General features: G+C 52.3%; 1 rRNA gene. It reads right to left on the bottom strand.

Annotation, left to right across the window (positions count from 1 at the left end):
- Nucleotides 1-2,249 (bottom strand): 23S ribosomal RNA (locus IQQ51_RS13180); the annotation flags it as partial.

Raw genomic sequence — 2,249 nt, 5'->3', positions numbered from 1 at the left:
GCCAGGGAAAACTCATCTCAAGGCTCGCTTCCCGCTTAGATGCTTTCAGCGGTTATCGATTCCGAACTTAGCTACCGGGCAATGCCATTGGCATGACAACCCGAACACCAGAGGTTCGTCCACTCCGGTCCTCTCGTACTAGGAGCAGCCCCTTTCAATTTTCCAACGCCCACGGCAGATAGGGACCGAACTGTCTCACGACGTTCTAAACCCAGCTCGCGTACCACTTTAAATGGCGAACAGCCATACCCTTGGGACCGACTTCAGCCCCAGGATGTGATGAGCCGACATCGAGGTGCCAAACACCGCCGTCGATATGAACTCTTGGGCGGTATCAGCCTGTTATCCCCGGAGTACCTTTTATCCGTTGAGCGATGGCCCTTCCATTCAGAACCACCGGATCACTATGACCTGCTTTCGCACCTGCTCGAATTGTCATTCTCGCAGTCAAGCGGGCTTATGCCATTGCACTAACCACACGATGTCCAACCGTGTTTAGCCCACCTTCGTGCTCCTCCGTTACTCTTTGGGAGGAGACCGCCCCAGTCAAACTACCCACCAGGCACTGTCCGTAATCCCGATTCAGGGACCAACGTTAGAACATCAAAACTACAAGGGTGGTATTTCAAGGACGACTCCACCACATCTAGCGACGCGGTTTCAAAGTCTCCCACCTATCCTACACATGTAGGTTCAATGTTCAGTGCCAAGCTGTAGTAAAGGTTCACGGGGTCTTTCCGTCTAGCCGCGGGTACACTGCATCTTCACAGCGATTTCAATTTCACTGAGTCTCGGGTGGAGACAGCGTGGCCATCATTACGCCATTCGTGCAGGTCGGAACTTACCCGACAAGGAATTTCGCTACCTTAGGACCGTTATAGTTACGGCCGCCGTTTACCGGGGCTTCGATCAAGAGCTTCGACCGAAGTCTAACCCCATCAATTAACCTTCCGGCACCGGGCAGGCGTCACACCGTATACGTCATCTTACGATTTTGCACAGTGCTGTGTTTTTAATAAACAGTTGCAGCCACCTGGTATCTGCGACTCTCGTCTGCTCCATCCGCAAGGGACTTCACTGATAAGAGCGTACCTTCTCCCGAAGTTACGGTACCATTTTGCCTAGTTCCTTCACCCGAGTTCTCTCAAGCGCCTTGGTATTCTCTACCCGACCACCTGTGTCGGTTTGGGGTACGATTCCTTACAATCTGAAGCTTAGAGGCTTTTCCTGGAAGCATGGCATCAATGACTTCACTACCGTAGTAGCTCGACATCGTATCTCAGCGTTAGTAGCGGTCCGGATTTACCTAAACCACCCGCCTACGTACTTGAACCTGGACAACCGTCGCCAGGCCCACCTAGCCTTCTCCGTCCCCCCATCGCAATTGTAAGAAGTACGGGAATATTAACCCGTTTCCCATCGACTACGCCTTTCGGCCTCGCCTTAGGAGTCGACTTACCCTGCCCCGATTAACGTTGGACAGGAACCCTTGGTCTTCCGGCGAGGGAGTTTTTCACTCCCTTTATCGTTACTCATGTCAGCATTCGCACTTCTGATACCTCCAGCAGCCCTTACAGACCACCTTCAACGGCTTACAGAACGCTCCCCTACCCCACATACCCTAAGGTACGTAGCCGCAGCTTCGGTGTATAGCTTAGCCCCGTTACATCTTCCGCGCAGGCCGACTCGACCAGTGAGCTATTACGCTTTCTTTAAATGATGGCTGCTTCTAAGCCAACATCCTGGCTGTCTGAGCCTTCCCACATCGTTTCCCACTTAGCTATACTTTGGGACCTTAGCTGGCGGTCTGGGTTGTTTCCCTCTCCACGACGGACGTTAGCACCCGCCGTGTGTCTCCCGGATAGTACTTACTGGTATTCGGAGTTTGCAAAGGGTTGGTAAGTCGGGATGACCCCCTAGCCTTAACAGTGCTCTACCCCCAGTAGTATTCGTCCGAGGCGCTACCTAAATAGCTTTCGGGGAGAACCAGCTATCTCCAGGTTTGATTGGCCTTTCACCCCTAGCCACAAGTCATCCGCTAATTTTTCAACATTAGTCGGTTCGGTCCTCCAGTTGATGTTACTCAACCTTCAACCTGCCCATGGCTAGATCACCTGGTTTCGGGTCTAATCCTAGCAACTGTACGCCCAGTTAAGACTCGGTTTCCCTACGGCTCCCCTAAACGGTTAACCTTGCTACTAAAATTAAGTCGCTGACCCATTATACAAAAGGTACGCAGTCACACCACG

It is taken from the genome of Vibrio sp. OPT18 (assembly GCF_015163615.1).
GTDB lineage: Bacteria > Pseudomonadota > Gammaproteobacteria > Enterobacterales > Vibrionaceae > Vibrio > Vibrio coralliirubri.
Note: the sequence above shows the minus strand (reverse complement) of the source record. Positions and strands in the feature narration are given on the sequence as shown.